General features: G+C 37.3%; 12 protein-coding genes and 1 pseudogene. 3 read left to right on the top strand and 10 right to left on the bottom strand.

Going from position 1 to position 16815, the window contains the following annotated elements:
- Window positions 1-64 precede the first annotated feature (64 nt).
- The 3 genes from EDD67_RS11140 to EDD67_RS11130 all read right to left on the bottom strand — a co-directional run bounded on the left by EDD67_RS11140 (window position 65) and on the right by EDD67_RS11130 (window position 3251).
- Window positions 65-430 (bottom strand): cyclic-phosphate processing receiver domain-containing protein, encoded by a 366-nt coding sequence (locus tag EDD67_RS11140; protein ID WP_338420265.1) that lies wholly within the window; start codon window positions 428-430, stop codon window positions 65-67.
- A gap of 242 nt (window positions 431-672) precedes the next feature.
- Window positions 673-951, bottom strand: coding sequence for a hypothetical protein (locus EDD67_RS11135; protein WP_123875839.1), 279 nt, complete (start codon window positions 949-951; stop codon window positions 673-675).
- Between the two features lie 608 nt (window positions 952-1559).
- A complete protein-coding gene (locus EDD67_RS11130) occupies window positions 1560-3251 on the bottom strand; it encodes a hypothetical protein (protein WP_121440082.1) in 1692 nt (563 codons plus the stop codon).
- A 338-nt stretch (window positions 3252-3589) separates the two neighbouring features.
- On the opposite strand from EDD67_RS11130, the pseudogene EDD67_RS14230 reads away from it, so the two are divergent.
- A pseudogene (locus EDD67_RS14230) lies at window positions 3590-4341 on the top strand (IS256 family transposase); the annotation flags it as partial.
- 240 nt (window positions 4342-4581) lie between these two features.
- On the opposite strand, the gene EDD67_RS13980 reads toward EDD67_RS14230, so the two are convergent.
- Window positions 4582-5301, bottom strand: a complete 720-nt coding sequence (locus EDD67_RS13980) for a hypothetical protein (protein WP_154718761.1) — start codon at window positions 5299-5301, stop codon at window positions 4582-4584.
- A 286-nt stretch (window positions 5302-5587) separates the two neighbouring features.
- Between EDD67_RS13980 and EDD67_RS11115 the strand changes: the two genes are divergently transcribed.
- Window positions 5588-6319 (top strand): M48 family metallopeptidase, encoded by a 732-nt coding sequence (locus EDD67_RS11115; protein WP_121440080.1) that lies wholly within the window; start codon window positions 5588-5590, stop codon window positions 6317-6319.
- A 53-nt stretch (window positions 6320-6372) separates the two neighbouring features.
- Here EDD67_RS11115 and EDD67_RS11110 read toward each other — a convergent pair whose 3' ends face one another.
- Genes EDD67_RS11110 through EDD67_RS11100 form a run of 3 tightly spaced genes read right to left on the bottom strand, consistent with a single transcriptional unit; the run spans window position 6373 to window position 11982 of the window.
- Complete coding sequence (locus EDD67_RS11110; RefSeq protein ID WP_121440228.1) at window positions 6373-9303, bottom strand: type I restriction endonuclease subunit R; 2931 nt, start codon at window positions 9301-9303, stop codon at window positions 6373-6375.
- 5 nt (window positions 9304-9308) lie between these two features.
- Window positions 9309-10505 (bottom strand): restriction endonuclease subunit S, encoded by a 1197-nt coding sequence (locus EDD67_RS11105; protein ID WP_158638222.1) that lies wholly within the window; start codon window positions 10503-10505, stop codon window positions 9309-9311.
- A complete protein-coding gene (locus tag EDD67_RS11100) occupies window positions 10498-11982 on the bottom strand; it encodes a type I restriction-modification system subunit M (protein WP_121440078.1) in 1485 nt (494 codons plus the stop codon). Before EDD67_RS11100 ends, EDD67_RS11105 begins: the two co-directional genes overlap by 8 nt.
- A gap of 573 nt (window positions 11983-12555) precedes the next feature.
- Between EDD67_RS11100 and EDD67_RS11095 the strand changes: the two genes are divergently transcribed.
- Window positions 12556-13608: an HNH endonuclease domain-containing protein gene (locus EDD67_RS11095; RefSeq protein ID WP_121440077.1), complete on the top strand. Its 1053-nt coding sequence runs from the start codon at window positions 12556-12558 to the stop codon at window positions 13606-13608.
- A 639-nt stretch (window positions 13609-14247) separates the two neighbouring features.
- Here the strand turns inward: EDD67_RS11095 and EDD67_RS11090 are convergent.
- From EDD67_RS11090 to EDD67_RS11080, 3 genes are all read right to left on the bottom strand, one after another.
- The gene (locus tag EDD67_RS11090) at window positions 14248-14829 is read right to left on the bottom strand and encodes a GIY-YIG nuclease family protein (protein ID WP_121440076.1); all 582 of its coding nucleotides are present in this window, start codon (window positions 14827-14829) and stop codon (window positions 14248-14250) included.
- Between the two features lie 75 nt (window positions 14830-14904).
- The gene (locus tag EDD67_RS11085; RefSeq protein WP_121440075.1) at window positions 14905-15759 is read right to left on the bottom strand and encodes an SHOCT domain-containing protein; all 855 of its coding nucleotides are present in this window, start codon (window positions 15757-15759) and stop codon (window positions 14905-14907) included.
- Window positions 15760-15913: 154 nt separating this feature from the next.
- Window positions 15914-16654 carry a DsbA family protein gene (locus tag EDD67_RS11080; RefSeq protein WP_121440074.1) on the bottom strand — a complete coding sequence of 247 codons (741 nt, stop codon included), beginning with the start codon at window positions 16652-16654 and terminating at the stop codon, window positions 15914-15916.
- Between the last annotated feature and the right edge of the window lie 161 nt (window positions 16655-16815).

Raw genomic sequence — 16815 nt, 5'->3', positions numbered from 1 at the left:
AGTCAAGACTAAGAGATCGAGGAATAGAATGCAATGAAGCATCTTTATGCTGCTCGAGAAGGTGCTATTCCTTCGAATATTTATTAACCGTTACAGAATAATGATAAATCTCAATGTCTTGATCAATAAACCCTCTGCGTTGAGCTCCTTTTAACGTTTGGAACATGTTTTCTCGACCAACTCCATTGTCGGTATGAAGATAAATTTGTTCAGCTCGATAGCCTTTTTCACAAAAAATCTTAACCAAGTCGTAACCGGTTGGTAAAAGATTCCCCTCATCATCTTCACCTAAGTCGTGATCCAATGATAGTATGCCGACCTTGTAATTTTCTAAATAATAAATCGCCTCTTGCGTATTTCTTGCAATGACAAATCCTTTTGGACAATCTCTTAAATCATCTACATATAAATTTATTTTCGATTCGATTATAAACACTCCCATTTTCTTAAAATTGGACAATCAAGACATTTGGTTCACCTGCAGGGTTAAAGATTCGTTTTCTTATACAGTTTCAGTTATAAGAGCCGTACCGAAAAATGCTATAGCCCCTCCATGAACAAGTGGAAAAGCTCTTTTTAGCTTATCATGGGTTACCGAAAAACATGCCGAATAGATTGTCATTATAATACGCGTTTTAGTTGCTTTTGGAACAGGAATGATGCGACTGTCTGTCAGTTTATGTTTTCCAGCCATTCGGCGATGAGAGCTTGTGAATTCGGATCAGTCAAAGTCGAAAAGTGTGTCATCCCTTCTTTATTGATCACATCAGCTTGTGAGTGCTCTTCGAAAAGCGGTTTATATTCCTCGGCTTGAAAGGACTCATCGGAACTGCCGACCAGAAGAAGGGTGTTTTCAGGCAAGGATTGCAACTCCTGTTCATAGTTGTCTCTCGGGTGCATGGATATTTGTAAATTGTAATCGTACGTCAATGTTTCCGTGCCATCACGCATACTGAAGGTGACGCACCTTACGGATAGACAGCCGTGGGAATATTTATTTGTTTTCTGTTTTATTCAAATTAACTGATAGGAATATATTTAGCAACAATTGTATCTGCTAGACTAATGTAGATATTTTCTGAATGTGTAAAGTTTGTGTAAAGTCGTATCGTTTTCTATCGTTTTCTATCGCATTCTCAAAAAAGAGCAAAAAAAAGAAACACTGTCATGACAGTGTTTCAAAGGTATAACACGTTTTTTATCTTAACGTATCTTAAGGTAATGGTACCGGTGGTCGGGGTCAAAATAAGCATTCAAAGCCTGTTATGACAGGCTTTTTTTCTTGCTTGTGTAATTTTTGTGTAAAGGTGAATGATCACTGAAATAAGCGGTGTCGCCGCTGAACTAAAGCGAATATTTTTCGATTAAATAGAATAATAAAACTTATGTATATAAAAACGCCTCTGATCAGTGTGAGTGCTAAACTAAAGTGAACAGTTTTTGATAAATAAAATGGAACACTTATTTATCCAAAAGCCTACAAATACGCATTGGGTTGTATTTAGCAAGAGAAAAATGTGTTAAAATCCCTGTCCGACCAATTACCTTTTTGTTTATAATTATTTTTTCTTCAATTTTTCAAATATATTTCGTAATTTAAATATTAATATTTTAGTACGAAAGAACATACTAGAATAAATACTATTCATAATTCCTTTGAACACATCTCTGAAAACCCATGAAATAACAATTAAAAAAAACAAGTTAAATACAACATATGCAAAAAAAACGTTTCCATCAAGATCAAGCAACTTAAAAATTTCATTGAGGGTCTCTAACGAAAATATCAGTGAAAAAGTTATCGTAAACAAAATACCTAGGATAGAAAATGCAGTCAGATGCTTATCTTTTTTATCTTCTATCAAATTCTCAATGCGTTGCCTTCTTTCTTGAACTAATTTAGATTGAATGTGATTTTCACATGCGTTGTTTAGAAAATCTATCAATTCAATAACAGACTTGTATCGGTAAAAAAATTTTGAAAACTCAAATGTATAATCCTTGTTTTCTTCTGTTTTAATCTCCAACAATTCTTTTAAAGAACTATGAGGCTTTACTTTAAATAAAGACAATTTATTTGAGGATAATTTTTTTAGCATTAATATTTCTATTGCATTTACATTCCCGCCTAAAATACTCTTATGAATAATTCCCCCAATAATATTATCTATTTTTTCTTTACTGACTTCTGAGGAATATAATGATTTTTTCATAGTTTCTTTATACTTATCATCCACAACATTTAGGATTCTATTTGAGTTCGCATAAAGCCGACTCCCCTTTGAAAAGATAAATACATTTCGATTTAGCATTTCTTCAATTTGTACTTGTGGTCTAATTGTAAACTTTGTCACTGGAGAATTTAATAATATAAAAATTAGATAATTAAAATTATCAGTTTGTATTTTTTTATCTTCAAAAAATTCTTTTGGTTTGTATGAATAATTAATCATTGTTAAAGAATTAAATTCTGTACTCCAGTTATCTTCACCATTTTGAAAAAAAGATCTGATCAAATCCTTATATTGGACAAGTATTTTATTGGCTGAAGATATTCTAGCTTTTTTCTTATACCTCCATTCGGGAACTTCTTGTGTATTAACCAAATTATTAACCAAGAATATTTTTTCGAATTCAATATTCCACATATTCATGTTAATTTTATTCAAATCATACTTTTCTAAATCAATAGACATATGTAATATGGCATATCCATGTTTAAATACCGTTAAAAAAACGCCAGGGAACATATAATTTTCTCCATCGAATGAAACTTTAGGTGGTATTAATAGAAATCTGTTCTTAGTATCTCTCACATCTATCCCTGCGTGTTCCTCATCTAAACTATTAATCGCTATTAGTTTTTCAAGATATTTTGTTTGACTAACTTTCATCTCATCCGTTAACTCTTTATTATATTTAATAGAGGAAGAATACAAATCTATATCAACATGATAATACCCCGAATCTAAATTTTGCGATTCAAAATCCCCACGTATATCAATTGGAGGAATATTTCCATTACCTATATTATTAAAATTCTTCTCCCTTTGACTTAGATATTCTTCAAATGAGTTGTTGAATAAAATCTCTTTATCCCCTGTTTCTGCTGATATTATAAGATTGCTATCAACTAATCTCCTTAATAACTTTTCATAATTTTTGTGGTCTTTTACATCACTCTTTTTTTGAAAAACTTCAAATGCAAGAAAGACATCCATGTAACCATCGTGCAAAACTATATTAGTCATTGGCTCTTCCCATAAAATAAAAATCACTCCTTACTATCCAAATCTAGATTTCAGAGCTTTCTTACGATCAATTATACAATGAAATTTTATTCATTAACCTTTAAAAAAGTAAACTTAACAAAACAGGTATCCCTTGTTTATTATCAGAGGATAACTGTTTTATATTTTTTAAAAATATTTAGAATAACTTCTCCTTAAAATCTTCCCGTAATTCTTCTTTTTTGTGGTGAATCAGAATAAAATTTAACTGCTAATAAATGAACACTTCCATTATATTACAATATTTCTATACTATGATGCTCAGATAAAGATATTAAGAAATCTTCTTTCCATGTATCAAAGGTATGAGCACACGTGAAATCGGGAACTTTCTTGATCGGATGCTCAGTCATGCCTATGTAACCGGCACCATCAGCCACCTCACCAATGTAGTCATCGATGATATACGGTGCTTTGTCTCGACGGTACGTATCTAAAGCTGAGCCGGGATGATGTCGCCAACGATGTCGTTTATGTCGTCATCGGTGTCACAAAAGACGGATATTGAGAAATCCTCGGCTTCTATGTCGGCGGTCAGGAAAGTTCCCTAGGCTGGAAGAAGTCCTTTCTGATATTTCCCGGCGCAGTTGTGAAAAGTGTTACTCGGTATTTTTGATGGCCTTCCTGGTCTGGAAAAAGCCATGAAAAAGATCTTCCCAAAAGCCGATGTGCAGCGTTGCCTCATTCATAAAGTGCAAAACACAGTCCGGAAAAAAACAGTCTGCAACCAGTGAGAATATGAGAGAGATCTATCAGTCCAACAGTCAAGCATAAGATCAGCTCGTATTCTTCTGTGAAACATGGCAGACGAAGTATCTGACTATCATTAAGTACTGATGATAGCCATCCATGTACTGACGACGTTTCTAAACTATCCTTTCTCCTTCCGATAATCTAAACGACCACTGTGATTGAGAAGACGATGAAAGAGTTCAAAAAGCGTTTGAAAAAGATGAACAGTCTTCCCTCTGAAAAAGCCGTAGAAAAGGTGATCTATCTGGTTTCAAACGAATCCAATAACAAGTGAACTACACACAAACTTCGTGGCTTCTAGGAAGCGATCTCTGAATCCCATACCAAGTTCGAGGAACGTTACGGATTTTAAAAATCAAACTGTGTAGGAAAAAGAATCCTTATCCAAGGGTAACGCTGTCGGTTTACACAACTTATTAACGGCACCTAAGCATGAGTTGGTATATTTCTGTAAAGCATTGATGTATATAATTTTTATCTATGCTATAAATCTTATATTTTTAATTATAAAAAACGATAAGTAGACTTGTTAACTACTTTACTCAAGATCTATGTTTATTTCATCTACTTTTAATTGAAAAGCACTCACACTTTGAAAATCTTCCGTGTATTCAGTGTTTAGAATATAATCATAATCTTCCTCAGCATAAGTAAAAGACCCTTCGGATATAGTTCGGCGGTTAGTAACTGTTACTTCCGCTTGCTCTTCATCAATACTTAGCCGGTCCTCATCTTTAACATTTTCACTGAAAAATTCTTTGCTAGTATTTTTAACCTCTGTATCTTCGATTGATACATCATTTGCTGAGTCTCCCGAATCGTATGCAATGACTTCTTCATAATTTTCTTCTATAAATTCTTCTAATTCATCGGCGGATTTATCATAATCACTTTCTAACTCTGCATACAGTTCTTGCTCAGATTGTTCAGGGTTTGCATAAAGATAATCCATTATCTCATTATGTTTTTCGTATTCTTCTTTACTAATTTCTGCTTCTGGTTCCTCCATATCAGTATCAAAATCTAATGTAATATCGGATTTAAAAATATCATCTACATGTTCGATTTCTTCCTCTTCCTCTTCATTATTTTCCTCTTCGTTCTCTTCTTCATTCTCTTCATTTTCTTCCTCGTTCACGGCATTATTTGCATTATTTTCTTCGGCCGATGCTTCTTCCTCGTTATTATCACCTTCTGAACAGCCTAAAAGAAAAATAAAAGATGACGAGATAATAAATGCCTTTGAATACTTTTTCATTCTTTAACTTCCCCCTTTTGTTTAGATACGATGTTCACCTTATCATTAATTCATTAAAATTTCCATATAAATACATATAAAGGTAGACAAAATTATTATTAGGATTTTCAAGCCAGTATAGTTAGCAAGATTGGGGAGTACAAAATATTATCTCCTATTCAGTTGCATTTATTGGTATCTATTCATTAAAAATAGTTAAAAAACAATGATAGAGTCTATCCTTCGTCCAATTGTTTAACGTTCGCGAGAATAGTAAAATGAACGAAGAGATAAGGACGTGAGAGATATGCCAATACTTCAATATGGGACTACCGAAATTCAATACTGCTGCTTCGTACAACGTGAACGTAAAGATATTAAGATTGCTGTGGACTTAGTAAATGGGGTTGTCGTTTATACGCCTGATCAGGTCGGGGAGGATCGACTAAACCAAGTACTTCATCAAAAAGCTCCCTGGATTACGCGAAAATTAGAAGAATTAAATGAAGTGAAAACGGCGGTGGCGCCGAAAGAGTTTGTCAGCGGAGAAAAACTCCCTTACCTTGGCCGTCAGTATCGGCTCAAAGTATTGAAAGAACCTGTAAAACGGGCATCGATTCAGTTAAAACAAGGACGATTTATTGCCGAGGTGCCGCAGACATGGACACAGAATCAAATTGAAGAAACACTTAAATCAAAATTAATCGCCTGGTACCGAGACCACGGCCATAAAAAAGTCCAGCAACGCGCTAATTATTATCAATCTCTCTTAGGGGTAACAGCGCAGTCGTTACAGTTAAAAACTCAGGATAAGCGGTGGGGAACGTGTACATCGAACGGAGATATTTATATCAACTGGCGAATCGTCATGGCACCAATGCATGTGGTCGATTATGTAATTGTGCACGAGCTGGCTCACTTACTTGTGCCTGAACATAGCGAAAAGTTTTGGCAGCTTGTGAAATCAATTCTGCCTGAATATGAAACCTCGAAGGAGTGGCTCAGAGTACACGGCATGGAACTTCACAACATCGGATAAACCATCAAAAAGCGGCATACCCTCATGACATTGAGGATATGCCGCTTTTTTCGCTAGTAGTGGTTTTGGCCAAGCTCCATTAACTGTCTTGCGACGCTTTCGACTTGATCGTTTGGCAAAGAGCTGGCTCGTAGTTGTTTTTTGAGTTTCTTACGTATTTCTCGTTTCACATCATCTTTTTCCGTCCAGTCAATGACCGCATGTTCTTGGATAATGTCTGTAATAATCTCGGTCAAATCTTTGAGACTTTCCTGTTCATAATCTGCAGGGAGGTGCTGCTCAATAAGCTGATAAAACGGCAGCTGTCTAGCCTCACTTAATCCGTAAGACTGGCTCTCTTCTTTGATATTCATCATTTCTTCACGAATGGCTTGATATTCTTCCAACAACTCTTCAATCGTGAGCTGACGATTTTTCCGCTGTTCAATCAGTTCTTCCAACCGCTCTTTGATAGACGTGTATTTCACCGGGTTGTCATCAATCTTTACCCGAATTTCGTTTTTTATAGCGTGCTCCATTTCAGCGGCTTTCGCTTCAGGAGATTTTAACTCAGCAAGCTTCTCATCAAATTTATTCGTTAAAATGTTTACTGGTTCAAACAACACTTCAGGAGTGGAAGCATATACATATTCTTCGATCAACTCACGAACTTTACCGCCGCAATCGGAAATATCCATCGTTCCCTCATCAAGATGATAACGCGACTTGGCCAGCTTGCGAATCTTCCCTAACCATTTTAAGTCATCAACGTAAGCATTCGCTCTTGGGCTTGGCATAACCATATCCATACTTTCGGAAAACTTCTTAAATGCGGTATCGAATTTGTTCCGTATATCTTCAGGCTCAAGCACTTGTAAGCATGCTTCAATATCATCTTTGCGTGTGTAATCGAAAAAACGCATCGCTTGGCGGTGGCGTGATTCTAAGCGAGGGATTTCCTCGTCCACATGATGCATCGCCCCTTTAATATCTTCTTCATGGAAAATACCTAAAGCTTCTTCGAGAAATTGTGATACCCCGTAATAATCGACGATCAAGCCGTGCGTCTTCTTGTTATGGGTACGGTTCGTCCGCGCGATCGCCTGTAGTAAATTATGCTCCTTCAGCGGCTTGTCCAAATACATGACTTGTTCGATCGGCGCATCAAAGCCTGTTAACAGCTTATCGCACACTATTAAAAAAGCGAGCGGATCTTCCTCAAGCGGCTTTTTAAATCGTTGAATATACGCCTTTTCCTCCGCATCAGACAACGCGTATTGTTTCATCTCTTCCGAATCATTATGGCCGCTGGAAATAATAACGGCTGACTCGTAGCCGCTTAGTTCGTCTAATAACTTTTTATAAGCAACCGCAGCTTCGCGTGATATCGAAACAATTTGCGCTTTAAAACCGTTCGGCTGAATGTGTGCTTCAAAGTGAGCTATAATGTCAAGGACTACGGTTTTTAGACGCTTCGGGGAAGCGGTGATGGCTTCTTCTGTAACAAACTTCCGTTTAATCCGCTCTTGATCTTCGTCAGAATAATCGCGGAAAAAGCGGTCAAATAACGAATCAATGGTTTCCCCCTGCACATGCAGATCCACCAAACGGGCCTCATAAAAGATCGGCACCGTCGCACCATCTTCCACAGCTTTTTCGATCGGATATTTATCAATATAAGAGCCGAATGTACGGAGGGTACTCTTATCCTCTTTATCGATCGGTGTGCCTGTAAAGCCGATGTAAGTCGCATTAGGCAGCCCGCTTCGCATATTCATCGCTAGTGAGCTGTATTGGGAGCGGTGCGATTCATCCACGAGTACGATGACATTTTCTGAGTCTGTTAATAATGGATAGTCTTCGTCTTCCTCGGCTTGAAACTTCTGCACTAATGTCATCACCGTAGCCCCAGGTCCTTGTTGAAGCAACGTTTTCAATTCCTCAACCGACGCGGCCTGCTGGGGGTTGGGAAAGCCGCAACGCTTAAAGGTGTTTGTAATTTGCTGGTCGAGGTCCTGACGGTCTGTAACAACAACAATGATAGGGTTCTCCATCGCTTGCATGCGGCGGAGTTTCATCGATAAAAAGACCATCGAGAGTGATTTACCTGAACCTTGCGTCGCCCAGACGATACCGCCGCGTGCCTGCGGATGTTCCCCTTGCAAAATACGCTCAACAGCTTTATTTACGGCACGGTACTGCTGGTAGCGCGTCATTTTTTTAATTACTTTACCGTCTTCAGGTTCATACACAATAAAGTTTAATATGATATCAAACAACCGCGCTTTGTCCAAAATCCCTGTCGTTAAAATATCTTGCGGGGTCGGATGTTCACCGATGTCTTCCACGCGAAGCGGATATGGTTCCTTCCATGCGCTGAAATGCTGGGCTTTAGCTCCGATGGTTCCGACATTTGCCCGATCGTTGCTCGTTGCGATCATAAATTGGTTGTAGTGGAACAAGGCTTCGTTTTCACGCTGATATCGCCGCAGCTGCTTGACCCCCTGACCGATTTGTTCTTCAGGCTGCAGCACAGGGCTCTTGCATTCAATGACGACCAGCGGCAATCCATTCACGTAGAGAACAATATCAGGGCGGATGGTGTCATTTGCGTGTGTATAGCTGAACTGACTCGTGATTATGAAGTCATTGTTGTCGATATTGTGAAAGTCAATCAACTTCACCGTCTGGCTTTTACGCCCGCTGCCTACATCCTGCTGAACGGATAAATAGTTGATTAAAAGCTCATGGAAGTGTTGATTTGCCTCCATCAAGCTGGTTTCTTCCATGTGAGTAACCTTGCGCACAACTTTGTTTAGGTTGTTTTCCTCAAGCCAAGGGTTTAAGTGCTTTACCGCATCCCGCAGCCGCTCTTTTAAAACAACTTCCGTCTGAGAGGTCCGCTCATGATCCAGCGCTGCCCCATGCACATACGTGTAGCCAAGCTTTTCAAGCTGAGCAATCATCCGATTTTCCACTAAAGTTTCTTCATTTAACGATGGCATATCACTCACGGCAGCACCTCCTCAACTTCATCGATCGACACACGGACTTTTCCTGTGAGAAGTTGTTGCATCAAGCCTTGTTTGAGTTTAATTAATTGATTGTGTTTTTCATCTTCATTCTTTAGTTTGTGCTCTATAGGTTTGATTGTCTCGACAATTTTTATCTGTTCGCTTAAATTAGGTAGTTTTATTTGTATATTTGAAATATTTGCAGCACTTAAGCTAGGAACACCAGTAGCTTCATTATATTTTTTCCAATTAATCATATTAAAGATGTAGTATAAAAACTTTGGAACTGCAAAATCTTTTTTTATCTTGGTATAAAACAAAGTATCGATTGTCCAAAAAGGTTCTTCCATATACTGAGGCTTATCTATCGTCCCCTTCCTCCCGATCAATACAGATGGTTCAGAATACAATGCTTTCTCTGCATAACCAATGATCCCGCCTGTCCCTAAAATAGGTATATTACCTTCTTCACTTTCTACCTTTTTTTGATCTTTTCCGTACGATACTTCAAGTATTTCACCTAACTTAACTATAGACCATTTCTCTGGTATCTCACCAATCGGCGAATCTTTAAACTCCGTATGCCCGATTCCTTTCGTCAACAACTGCTGCATTAACCCTTTTTTTACTGTCTCGGTTTGCTCGATGATTTGCTCCGTTTTTTCAATCGCTTCATCGACCGAGGAGAGGATTGCGGCGATTTTTTGTTGGTCTTTAAGAGGTGGAAGGTTGACATGAATTGATTCTATTTGTTTAGAACTTATATTGGGTTGAGCTCCTCCAATGGCATCAACCTTTATAACATTTTGAAAATAAGTGGATTGCACAACAAATTTCAAGTAATCTTGATACATTAGATTATCTTTCTCTATATTAAATACTCCAACTCGCTGATTTAATAATAAAGGAAGGTTTTCCTTTTTCACAGTACCTGTTTTACCAGTAGTTGCGCCTGACATAGCAATTACAATGTTTCCTTCACTTAATAAATATGAACTGTTTGTTGTTGCGATTTCATCAGAAATGTAAACACAATGTTCTAAGTCAATTCCACTATTCCTTATATTTGCTATCTTCAACAACGGAACACCGTTCTCTTCAAAATCTATACTTTTAAATGCATTTCCGCCTCGTAGGTTAACGTAATCACCTAATTTAACCCTTTTCCATTCGTTGTGTTCTTTCTCACTCACCATACCCCAACTCCTTCAAATACCCGTACATCTTTGTTTCAATCTCGTCACGTTCTTGTTCCAGCTTTTTTAGCTCAGCGACTGCTGCTTGTACGTCAATTTCTTCTTCTTCTTCGGTCGTATCAATGTAGCGGGCAATGTTTAAGTTATACTCATTCTCTGCGATTTCTTCAAGGTCGACTACACGGCAGAATTTCTCCTGGTCTCCCCACGCATCATACGCTTCTACGATATTTCTGATGTCTTCGTCGCGAAGATGGTTTTGGTTTTTGCCTTCTTGGTAATCGTTTGAGCCATCTAAGATAAAGACTTCACCTTTTTGTTCCTCCGTTTTATTACGATTCAAAATCATGATGCACGCTGGGATTCCTGTACCGTAGAAAAGGTTGGCTGGCAGTCCGATAATCGCTTCAATTAAATCGTCTTTCAATAAGCCTTCACGAATCTTACCTTCTGCACCGCCACGGAATAAAACGCCGTGCGGCATGACGACGCCTGCTTTACCTTGGTGGTTCAGGGTTGAAGCCATGTGCTGTACAAAGCCGTAGTCGCCTGCGTTTTTGGGTGGCAGGCCGTAACGGAAGCGGCCGTACTCATCACCTTCAGCTTCTTCACGTCCCCAGTTCTTTAAAGAGAATGGCGGGTTGGCAATCACACGGTCATATAATAGAAGCTCTTTATCTTCACCTAAGAGCTCAGGTTCGCGAATGGTGTCGCCACGCTCAATCCGGTGGTCGCTCAAACCGTGCAATAGTAAGTTCATTTTACAGATCGCCCAGGTGCTCAAGTTCCGCTCCTGCCCGTGCAGTGATAAGTTCCGCGGGTCACCGCCCTGAGCTTTTATGTAGTCAACGGATTGAACGAGCATACCGCCTGAACCAACGGTCGGATCACACACGCGCATGCCTTCTTCAGGTTTAATTAAGTTAACAATAAGTTCAACGACTTTTGATGGCGTATAGAACTCGCCGCCTTTTTTCCCTGCATCATCAGCAAACTGCTTAATTAAATACTCATAAGCACGGCCTAGCATATCCGGTTCAGATAAGTTATCGTTGCTTAGGTCAATGGCCGAGAAGTGCTGAATAAGCTGCATCAACAATTTATCAGGCAGTTTTTCCTTGTCGTTGAAGTCAATCGTTGCCAGCACCCCTTGAAGGGAGGCATTTTGTTCTTCCAATGCTTCAAACGCTTTATTAATCTCATTACCGATGTCATTCGTCTGGATTTGAATATGTCCCCAACGCGCCCGTTCTGGAACGAAGAATTGGTGTTCGTCAGGGTCATGCCAGCCATAATCATCATTTTCTTCTTGTTCGATCTCGATTGCTTTTTCAACAAACACATCGCTCAACCGTTTTAAAAAGAGGAGGCCGAAGATGTAGTTTTTATAATCTGAGGAGTCTATACTCCCACGCAGAATATTAGCTGATTCCCATAAATGCGCTTCCAGTTCTTGTTGTGTTAATTTCGCCATAATTGTAACCTCCATAAATATCCTATCTACCTTCAAATATACCAGAGATACGGGCTTGTAGATAGAAACAGAAATGATTTGTTTAAGGTGAACTATTCCGTATAGAGGGGGAGTTTGCCAGGAGATTGATTTGTTATTTAGCAAACATTATCAAAGAGACATTCCTTGTATTCGATATTATCCCCCGTTGTTTCGTTAGCTTGAAACTCATCCACTTAACCGTATACATAGGTGACACCGGCCCGTGGGTCATCTACAGGAATAAATTCTGTAAATACGTCCTTATTGAAAAAAACAGGACATCAAGAGCCATCCTCTTGAAATCCTGTTTTTTCTTATTATTCACGCTAATCATAGAATGTTCGTATTCGTCTTTTAATTGTTCTAATAATTAATCAACCATCATTTCTTCCGCGCTGTATTCAAGGTTATCTTCCACTTCCGACATTTCCTCAATTCATAAGTATAATTTATTTCCGCATATATCAATCTATATATTTTCACTCGGTCTATCTTTATAATATAAATGTAATCGTAAAATAGTGGAAATAATTTTCGGAAGGGCGATTAACTTTGAACCAATTTCTCTTAAATGATTCTTCTCTGGAAAGTCAATTTAGATCAGTTTTCTTGTTTGGTAGAAACGTAGCCACATATAAATTTGCATTATCGAAAACATTATTACAGCTTAGCCAGAAAGAAGTAGGATTTTTAACATTAGAAGATCTTTCTCCTTATTATGTTGAACATATGTTACAACATGTAAGAAGTGGCAAAAGACAGATTACAAGCACTAGTTCAAAGTTTATTCAGGCATGTCACCTTTATGATGCAGAGCAAATATCTTGGGGAGATTTTATTGATGTTACTCAAAAAGTCGGCTTTAATAACGTCTTAGATGCATTTCATAACATACCAAATCAAACACTTGATAATGCTTTTTTTGAAAAAGATGTTAAAGGTAATAAACCTGGAATTGTCTTAACTGATGACTTATTTAGATTGAGTGAAAGCCCAGAGTTTGAAAATATGTATGAAGAAGTTGAAGGTAGATGGAATTTAGTTGAAACTGCTTGGCAAGAACAAAACCCTAATTTACATGTGAACTTTGATGTGGATAAAGAGGAGCTTTTTTGTTTACGACCGGTCACAGCCCAAAACTACATGAACTCTCACAATCGTGTATCATTGACTCCAGTGAGAAAGCCGTTAAATGGTTATCAAAAAGGAAAATGTTTTTACTGTTTTGATTCAATCTCAATTGAAAGCAGTAAAGAAAATACTTGTGATGTTGATCATTTCATTCCGTTAAGTATTCAATTTAGTTCTACTCGAGACTTGGACTTAAATGGAGTCTGGAATTTAGTATTATCGTGTCATGATTGTAACAGAGGTGACTCAAACGGAAAGTTTACTAGACTTCCAATTAAACAACTCTTATTACGATTAAACAAAAGAAATGAATATCTTATTGACAGTAATCACCCATTAAAAGAATCAATCATAAGGAAAACAGGCAATACAAAAGCTGCTAGATCGAAATTTTTGGAAACTATCTTTGATTATGCTAAATCCATAAGGCCAGCTGAGTGGAAACCTAAAACTATTCATGATAGAGGTTTTTAATCTTCTTGCAATTATTCAATTATATATAATAATTTCCAGCTCGGACGAACCTAAAAACATACCGTTGCAATGAAACACTCGGAATGAACCAACAAAAAAAGAAAGGAAAATCCCCGTCTTTTTCTATTTTACTTACTAATCATACCTTGAACCTTGGCTAATCCCCGTGATATAAAATCCATGCTCTTTTTCGACCACCCGCATCACATCCGTATAAGGGTTAGACGGCATACGGTGATTATCCATTTCTCATCTCCATCATTGTTGGTATGAAGATAAATTTGTTCAGATCGATATCCTTTTCACAAAAAATCTTCACTAGGTCGTAACCGGTTGTTATAAGTTTTCCCCTGATCATCGGCACCTAAGCCGTGATTGCATACAGCCATCTAATTGAGCCACTTAAGACAAAAAGAATACCGGTCACAAGATTACTTTTATTATAACAGTGCGGTTCTTATAACATACAAAACCCCAGTTAGAGACTTTTTTAATTAGTCCACTAACTGGGGTATAGTTCAATTTTTTTAATCTGTCAGAGTGCTGTTTATTTATTCCCTGTCGAAAATAAGTTTCTCAATACACTATTTCCATATATAGCCATCATAAATTTAGAAAATCATAATAATAGTTTGCTTTTTATTCATCGATTAATTCATTAACAACTTTTAAAAATTGGTTTTTATTATATCTGTTTAAATCATGGCTATGCATATAAGAGGATTCTTTGGGGATTTTATACTTTTTAATAAACGAATAAATGTTATTGTGCTCTATCTCCTTTTGTAATAAAATTGCTGCCATTTCATATGAATTTAAATTTTGTTTATGTTCTACGTTTAAATATACTAAAGCTCTAAATATTTTATCCATTTTGACAAACTCAACAATTTGATGGTGTGCGTAGTTAACAGGTTCCATTATCATTGCATAAGTGATTAGCGGTGAAAAATCTTTTGATAAAAATTTATTCAGTTCATCACGCGGCAGGTTGAACCATTCAACTTCATTGTTTCCTTTATCATTTTTTATCATTACTTGATATTGTTTATAATGCTCATGCAATAATTTTTCTACAACTTGGTGGTTAAGCGTTCTATAATATTGAAACAACTTATAATCAAGCAAATAATTTATCCGATTTTCGAGTTTAACCGTAGTACCGATTTTATAAAGTTTACGTTTTTCATCGAAAATTAGATATATATAACCCGGATTCATTTATCCACCTACTAAACAATATTTTTTTACTGTTCATATAATCAAGGCTTATTTTGTATATCATATTGGGCGTTGTTAATATTTCCTAGATAGTATTTTATCTTTTTCTTTATCAAACTCTGCCTGTGAAATCACTCCTTCTTTTGTTAAATCATTTAATTTTCTAAGTTCATCAGCAACTGAACCTTGGCTGCTGCTATCATTTTTTTCATCACCGTTATTAAATTCTTTTTTGTTTTGATCTTGTTCTTCTCGATCAGCCTTATCGATTAATACTTCGATTACATTATACCAATAGTTTGCATCATTATAATAGTTTTGATACATAGGGCTGGATTTACTTATGTAATCATCCAAAACAAGAAAATCAATACTTTTAACAGGAGATTTCTCATCATTTACCGTTATTTGTAATTGAATATTCTTTACTTGATCGTCATTCGTCTTTTGCGAAGAAAGTCCACCAATAACTGCACCAACACCACCAGCGAAGACTCCTCCTAATAGTGCACCGCCAACTTGACCTCTTCTTGAGGTCGTTGTAATTGAAATACCATCTTCAATAATTTCTGCTTTTAATAATTCTTTAAAGTTGATTTCAAAAAATGATAGTTCTTGCAATAAAGCTATATTGTCCCCGCTCTCACTGATCGTTATTCCTTGATTGCTTAAATTATTATAACTAATATTTGATAAGCTATAACCTTCCCTCTCTAACTCGTCTTGTTGCTCGCGCAGTTGAAATTCTCTTTCCTGTTGAAGTTTCTTATTGTCTTCGTTTCCTTGATATATTATATAAATAGCCCCCATTACCAACACTGTAAATATGGGACCGCCAACAACAGGCTTTGAAATCAATAAAAGTAAAAGTAATATGAAGACAAAAAACAGTATAAATGGACCAAGTACATCAAAAAATCCTTTAAGCAATCAATCCCCTCCTTTTTTATTTCTTAATCTTATTCTTCATAGACTTCTTCTAAATGGTCAAGCAATTCCTCGACGGTAATATTCGATGCTGTTTTTGATATACTCAATTTTTCGTTTGAACCCAAAAACTAAAATTATCGTCGGCCTTGTATAACTATTCGGTAACTTTTTCGCTAATGTCATCAACGTTAAACGGGTCTTCCACAATCTCTCCGTCGACCAATATCGTTGGAACGGATTCAATCGCATATTCCATGCCGTATGCATTTGTAACGTCATTTGTATCAGGAATGTCAGCTTCCATCACTTCGTCATAATCCAATCCATGCTCTTCTAAAACTTCGCGTTGGTAAGATTCTTCACCCCAAGACGGGTTGTCCGGGTGGTGAGCATCCGCATACACTTGTTCTGCAATGTCAAAGTAGTGTTCAGGAGCTTCTTTTTTAACACTCAAATCCAACTCAGCAAAACGGGTAGAGTTTTCATCAAGGTACGTCACGGGGACTGTACGGAAGTTTGCTTCGCCTTGGTCAATGATGTCAGAAACAACATTCGGGTAGGTTTCTTCGTACCAATCTTGACAATGCGGACACGAATAATCCGTCACCAGAACAATTTCTGAATCGGCGTCAAGATCGCCTTTGACAGCCACCGGTTCGTCTTCTTCCGTAAGTGTCGAAGGTTCCGGAGAAGATTCTTCCTCTGCTTCATTTTCTTCGTTTGAAAGATCGGCTTCTTCGCCAGCTTCTTCCGCCAATTCTTCCGTCGATCCATTCGCATTCGCTTCCGCTTCCGCTTCACTGTTAGCTGTGTCTTCTTCTGAATCGTTCCCGCACCCTGCCAACAATCCTGTCATAATCATTCCGGACATTAAAATCGATAAAGCTTTTTCCATCAAAACACATCTCCTGTCTGCAAAATATTTTGTCTTGTCAGCCTTAAAATGATTCTTTCTCTATGTCTTACATTCGAATCAAATTCACACTTAAGTAATTAAGTCTATGTACATGAATAATAAGACTCACAATAAACCAAAATATAACATAAACACTCAGA

This window comes from Salisediminibacterium halotolerans (genome assembly GCF_003814815.1).
Lineage (GTDB): Bacteria > Bacillota > Bacilli > Bacillales > Salisediminibacteriaceae > Salisediminibacterium > Salisediminibacterium halotolerans.
This window is presented reverse-complemented; position numbering and strand designations above follow the sequence as displayed.